The organism is Trichlorobacter thiogenes, assembly GCF_900167465.1.
GTDB classification, from domain to species: domain Bacteria; phylum Desulfobacterota; class Desulfuromonadia; order Geobacterales; family Pseudopelobacteraceae; genus Trichlorobacter; species Trichlorobacter thiogenes.
The window spans coordinates 37,781-44,021 of the sequence record NZ_FUWR01000022.1; the positions used below are offsets into that span (position 1 = coordinate 37,781).

General features: G+C 49.8%; 6 protein-coding genes and 1 tRNA gene. 1 reads left to right on the top strand and 6 read right to left on the bottom strand.

Annotated elements, in window-relative coordinates; genetic code table 11:
• Positions 1-9: 9 nt before the first annotated feature.
• From lepA to gap, 6 genes are all read right to left on the bottom strand, one after another.
• Positions 10-1,812, bottom strand: coding sequence for a translation elongation factor 4 (lepA, locus tag B5D39_RS14680; RefSeq protein WP_078791217.1), 1,803 nt, complete (start codon positions 1,810-1,812; stop codon positions 10-12).
• Between the two features lie 116 nt (positions 1,813-1,928).
• A tRNA-Leu gene (locus B5D39_RS14685) sits at positions 1,929-2,015 on the bottom strand.
• A 50-nt stretch (positions 2,016-2,065) separates the two neighbouring features.
• The gene (gene secG / locus B5D39_RS14690; RefSeq protein ID WP_078791218.1) at positions 2,066-2,404 is read right to left on the bottom strand and encodes a preprotein translocase subunit SecG; all 339 of its coding nucleotides are present in this window, start codon (positions 2,402-2,404) and stop codon (positions 2,066-2,068) included.
• Positions 2,405-2,477: 73 nt separating this feature from the next.
• Positions 2,478-3,233: a triose-phosphate isomerase gene (gene tpiA / locus B5D39_RS14695; RefSeq protein ID WP_078791219.1), complete on the bottom strand. Its 756-nt coding sequence runs from the start codon at positions 3,231-3,233 to the stop codon at positions 2,478-2,480.
• Between the two features lie 8 nt (positions 3,234-3,241).
• Positions 3,242-4,435, bottom strand: coding sequence for a phosphoglycerate kinase (locus B5D39_RS14700; RefSeq protein ID WP_078791220.1), 1,194 nt, complete (start codon positions 4,433-4,435; stop codon positions 3,242-3,244).
• Between the two features lie 84 nt (positions 4,436-4,519).
• Positions 4,520-5,524 carry a type I glyceraldehyde-3-phosphate dehydrogenase gene (gene gap, locus B5D39_RS14705; protein ID WP_078791221.1) on the bottom strand — a complete coding sequence of 335 codons (1,005 nt, stop codon included), beginning with the start codon at positions 5,522-5,524 and terminating at the stop codon, positions 4,520-4,522.
• Positions 5,525-5,761: 237 nt separating this feature from the next.
• Here gap and B5D39_RS14710 point away from each other — a divergent pair, with 237 nt between their 5' ends.
• A complete protein-coding gene (locus B5D39_RS14710; protein ID WP_078791222.1) occupies positions 5,762-6,172 on the top strand; it encodes a hypothetical protein in 411 nt (136 codons plus the stop codon).
• The last annotated feature ends 69 nt before the right edge of the window (positions 6,173-6,241 follow it).

Sequence of the window (6,241 nt, forward strand, 5' to 3'; positions counted from 1 at the left end):
TGTCCCTTCCTATTTGTCGTCAACCTTGAGGATGGCCAGGAACGCCTCCTGGGGCAGCTCAACGTTGCCAACATTCTTCATCCGCTTCTTGCCTTCCTTCTGTTTTTCCAACAACTTGCGCTTACGGGTAATATCACCACCATAGCACTTGGCAAGTACATCCTTGCGCATCGCCTTAACGGTTTCACGGGCGATAATCTTGCTACCGATGGCAGCCTGAATCGCCACCTCAAACATCTGGCGGGAAATCAGCTCCTTCATCTTGGAAACCAGATCCCGTCCTCGGAAATAGGCCTTGTCGCGATGCAGGATCAGCGACAGGGCATCAACCACCTCGCCATTGATCAAGACATTCATTCTGACCAGATCACTACGACGATATTCCAGATGTTCATAATCAAGGGAGGCATACCCCTTGGTGATTGATTTGAGGCGATCATAAAAATCAAGCACGATCTCGTTCAGCGGCAATTCATAGATGATCATAACCCGCGTTGGGGTAAGGTACTTAATCTCGCGCTGGACGCCACGCTTGTCCTCACAAAGCGCCAGCACACCACCCACAAAATCATTGGGGACATGGATATGGGCAAGGATAAACGGCTCTTCCAGATATTCCGTACTCTGCAGCTCCGGCATCTGATTGGCGCTCTGGATAGAGTACACTTCGCCACTCATCCTATGCACACGATAGACAACCGTTGGAGCCGTGGTAATCAGATCCAGCCCAAACTCACGTTCCAGACGTTCCTGAATAATCTCCATATGCAGCAGCCCCAGAAAGCCGCAGCGGAAGCCAAAGCCAAGGGCGACCGATGTCTCCGGCTCAAAGGAAAACGAGGAGTCATTCAGTTTCAGTTTGGCAAGGGCATCACGCAACTGCTCATACTGGGCAGTGTCAATCGGATAGAGGCCGGAAAACACCATCGGCTTTACTTCTTTGAATCCCCCCAGCATCTCAGTGCATTGCCGGTGTAACAGCGTAACCGTATCACCGACCTTGGCATCTGCCACATCCTTGATACCGGCTATCACAAACCCTACTTCGCCAGCTGTTAGTTCAGGCACTTCAACCATAACCGGCGCAAACACACCAACCTTAAGCGCCTCATAGGCCTTGTTGGTTGACATGAGCTGAATTTTATCACCCTTTTTCAGGGTGCCTTCAAACAGGCGCACCAGGATGATAACGCCCTGATACTGGTCATACCAGGAATCAAACAGCAGCGCCTTCAATGGAGCAGCGGCGTCACCCTGCGGAGCCGGGATCTTCCTGACGATCTGTTCCAGAATTTCGCGGGTACCGATCCCCTCTTTTGCAGAAGCCATCACTGCATCATGGGCATCAATCCCGATAATCTCTTCAATCTCATGCTTGACCCGCTCTGGCTCAGCTGCCGGCAGGTCAATCTTGTTCAACACGGGAAACACTTCCAGGTCGTTATCCAGCGCAAGATAGACGTTCGCCAGGGTCTGAGCCTCAACCCCCTGCGACGCATCAACCACTAGCAAACCGCCTTCACAGGCAGCAAGGGAACGTGACACCTCATAGGTAAAGTCAACATGCCCAGGGGTATCAATCAGATTGAGGATATAGGTATTCCCATCATCTGCCGTGTAATTAAGACGCACCGTCTGAGCCTTGATGGTAATCCCTCGCTCACGCTCAAGATCCATCTTGTCCAGGAACTGGCTTTGCATCTCCCGGGCAGTCAGGGCGCCGGTATACTCCAGCAGACGATCCGCCAAGGTAGACTTACCGTGGTCGATATGGGCAATAATTGAAAAGTTGCGAATCTTACTGATATCCATGAACTCTCACTGACTTTTGATGATACGAATGGAATTTGGAAGAATAATGAACAACTGGTGTAATGTAAAGTAGAAAAGGCCCCTTCCACAAAGAGAAGGAGCCTTAGAATGTTAGTTGGTGCCGAAGACGAGACTCGAACTCGTACAGGCTATCGCCCGCCACCCCCTCAAGATGGTGTGTCTACCAATTCCACCACTTCGGCACAAGAGTTGAAATATTTATCAGATCCCTGAAAACAAATCAACCCTAAATCTACTTAGCTGGCACGACCGGAGTTGCCGGAGCAGTAGGAGTCGGTGCCGCCGGTGCAACAGGGGCAGGCTTCTGGGCTTGCTTGCCAGACATAATTGACGATGCAGGCATATGGCCGGAAAAATATGCCAGAGTCAGTGACGTAAGCATAAAGATAATGGCTGCCGCAGTGGTTAACTTGGTCATAAAGTTTCCTCCACCACCTGCGCCAAACACAGACTGACTGCCACCGCCTCCAAATGAAGCGCCCATTTCAGCGCCTTTGCCAGATTGGAGTAGCACCATCCCAATGATAAACAGACTGATCAGCACATGCAAAATTGTAATGAGGGTTGTCATAGTAGTTCGTGTATCCTCTCAAAAATGAAGCTGATTAAATACCACAGCGCCAGTGCTGATGTAAAGTATGAAATCAACCCTTGAAACGAACAATACCTGCAAATGATTCAGCTTTAAGACTTGCGCCCCCAACCAATGCGCCATCAATATCGGCTTGCGACATCAACCCTTTGACATTCTCCGGCTTTACACTTCCACCATACAGAATACGCAGCGCATCGGCTTCTGATGAGCTATAGAGTTCTGCGACCAGTGAACGTATAAAGGCATGCACCTCCTGGGCCTGTGCATCACTGGCCGTTTTGCCGGTACCAATCGCCCAGACCGGCTCATAGGCAATAACAACGTGGGCCAGATCAGAAGCAGGGATACCAGCAAGACCGCCACTAACCTGAGTCTTGATGACGCTAAACGTGGCATTGGATTCCCGTTCAGCAAGGGTTTCACCAACACACAGCAGCACAACTAAACCGGCTTTCAAAGCTGCTTTGGTCTTACGATTGACGGTCTCTTCGGTTTCACCAAAATACTGGCGACGTTCAGAGTGGCCTATAATAACATGGCTGCAGCCAGCATCTTTAAGCAGCTTGGGCGATACCTCGCCGGTGAAGGCCCCCTCTTCTTCCCAGTAGCAATCCTGTGCTGCTACCTTGATAACCGTTTTTTCAGCAGCCTTTGCGACAGCGCTAATGGCTGTAAAGACAGGAGCAACAACAACCTCAACATCATCCACAGCACTAATCAGGGGAGCCAACTCATCAACTAAAGCTGTTGCCTCAGCCAGCGTCTTGAACAGCTTCCAGTTTCCAGCAATAAGTGGTGTACGCATGGAGCCCCCTATTTCTTCACATCAAGGGCTTTCACCCCTGGCAGAATCTTACCTTCAAGCAGCTCCAAAAACGCGCCGCCACCGGTAGAAATGTAGCTGACCTTGGCAGCAACCCCCGCCTTGTTGACCGCTGCGTCTGTATCACCGCCACCGATAACCGTTGTGGCATAGCAGTTGCCCACTGCCTCAGCAACAGCAAAGGTACCACGACAGAAGGCGTCCATCTCAAACACCCCCATCGGCCCATTCCAGATCACGGTCTTTGCATCACGCAAGGTCTCAGCAAACAGTGTGGCTGATGCAGGACCGATATCAAGCGCCATCCAGCCTTCCGGTATCTCCTGCACAGGTGTCACAAAATTGGTCGCCGTGGCCTCAAAGGCATTGGCCACCACGCAGTCAACCGGCAGATAAAAGGTAACACCCTTTTTCCTGGCTTTATCCATGATCTTTTTGGCAGTCGGAATCAGCTCATCCTCAACCAGAGATTTACCAACGCCGTAGCCCATCGCCTTAAGGAAGGTAAAGGCCATGCCGCCGCCGATCACAATTTTATCAACCTTATTGACCAGCTTTTCCAACACCTCCAGCTTGCCGGAGACCTTTGCGCCACCAAGAATAGCAACCAACGGACGAACCGGATTGCTCATCGCCTTGTCAAAGAAGGTCATCTCATTTTTCATCAAAAAGCCGGCTACAACCGTCGGCACCAGCTTGGTAATCGCCTCAACCGAGGCATGGGCACGGTGTGAAACAGCAAAGGCATCGTTGACATAGATTTCGCACCCGTTTACCAACTGCCGAGCAAACTCAGGATCATTTTTTTCTTCTCCAGGATAGAAGCGAACGTTTTCCAACATCACCACATCACCCGGCTTCATGGCATTAATCAGTGTATCCACATCAGGGCCAAAACAATCAGGGGCCTGCACAACCTTTTTACCAAGCAGCTGAGAAAGCCGCTTGGCAGCAGGAGCCATGGTATATTTAGGCTTTTTCTCCCCCTTAGGGCGCCCCAGATGGGAAGCCAGCACCACTTTTGCCCCCTGTTCAACCGCATATTTGATAGTTGGAACAGCACCGGCAATACGGGTATCTTCGGTAATGTTGCCCTTCTCATCCTGAGGCACGTTAAAATCAACCCGAATAAACACCTTCTTACCCTTCAGATCCTTCAGTTGATCAATATAACGAATCGGCATAAAAGCATCCTCCCTGGCACATTGTAATCTGATAAAAAAAGAGGGGGATTGCAGATCCCCCTCCATGCATCGAATATCGCCAACCTACTTCTTGCTATCAATCAGCTTCAACAGATCAACCACACGATTGGAGAAGCCGCACTCATTATCGTACCAGGAAAGGACTTTTACCAGGTTTCCATCCTGAACCTTGGTGCATGAAGCATCAACAATGGAGGAGAGTTGATTTCCGTTATAATCAATGGAAACAAGCGGTGCCTCTTCATAGCCAAGGACACCTTTCAGAGCGCCTTTCGCAGCCTTCTTGAGAGCAGCATTAACCTTGGCTACATCAGTCTTCTTCTTCAGCGTAACCACCAGGTCAACCACTGAAACATTCGGAGTTGGCACCCGGATAGCCATACCATCCAACTTGCCCTTAAGCTCTGGAAGCACCAGTGAGACTGCCTTGGCAGCACCGGTTGTGGTAGGAATCATGGACATAGCGGCAGCACGGGCGCGGCGCAGGTCCTTGTGTGGAAGATCCAGAATATTCTGGTCATTGGTGTAGGAATGAACCGTAGTAACCAGCCCTTTCTCAATACCAAAGGTCTCGTGCAGCACCTTGGCCACCGGAGCCAGACAGTTAGTGGTACATGAGGCATTGGAAATAATATTGTGCTTCTTGGGATCATACAGATGATGATTAACCCCCATGACGATGGTAATATCCTCATTGGTAGCTGGTGCAGAAATAACCACCTTCTTTGCCCCGGCCTTCAGGTGCAGCTCAGCCTTTGCACGATCGGTGAAAATACCGGTACACTCAAGTACGATATCAACCTTCTCTTTTTTCCAAGGCAGTTCTTCAGGATTTTTAACAGCAAAAATTTTGATTGCCTTGCCATTGATAATCAGCTGATCGTCCTTAGCCTCAACCTTACCAGGAAAAGTTCCATGTACAGAATCATACTTAAAGAGGTGTGCCAGCGTAGCAGCAGAAGTCAGGTCATTGATTGCTACAAACTCAAAATTCTTGTCCTTGCAGGCCGCCCTGAGAACCATCCTGCCGATACGTCCAAAACCGTTAATTGCAACCCGCAAAGCCATACCCTGTTCCTCCTCATGTAAGATGATTAACTGACGCAATTACTGAATCCACACAACATCAACAGACAAGCCTAGTAATAATAATCCATAATCCCGAATCGTCAACCGTAAAACATGCAGAAGCAACAGCATTTTTTTCACCTAGGTACTTGACCAGCTCCAGGTCCGTGCTACTCTGTAACTAATCAACTTTGACTCTTCGTATGAACAACCATCACGAAAGGAGACATTACCACCATGGCAACAACTAAATCAGCGAAAAAGGCAGCCCCCAAAGCTCCGGCTAAGAAGGCACCACAAAAGGTCGCCACAAAGGCCACCAGAAAACCGGCAGCGACTGTAAAATCAGCCGATCTTTCAAGTGAGCAACTTGTTGTAGAAAACCTGTCAGCCCTTTCCAGTCTGGTGGGGACGCTTGGCGAAACCCTTGATGTCCTGGTACAAAAGACTGAAAACATGGCCTATCACCTCATTGCCACAGAAGAAGTTCTGGCCGAGGTCGTTACCGCAACCGGCATTGACCTGGCACGGGTAAATGCACGTATCCGGGCCAAGATTGCCAACGGCACAGACAGCCAGGGAGATCCTTCCAGATCAATTGACATCGCTGCTGGCATTGCCTCACCACTGCCGAAATTTAAGAAATAACCGTTCCGAATCACCAGATAATATGCTAGATCTAAGGGCAGGAATTTAAAACCTGCCCTTTACTTATTT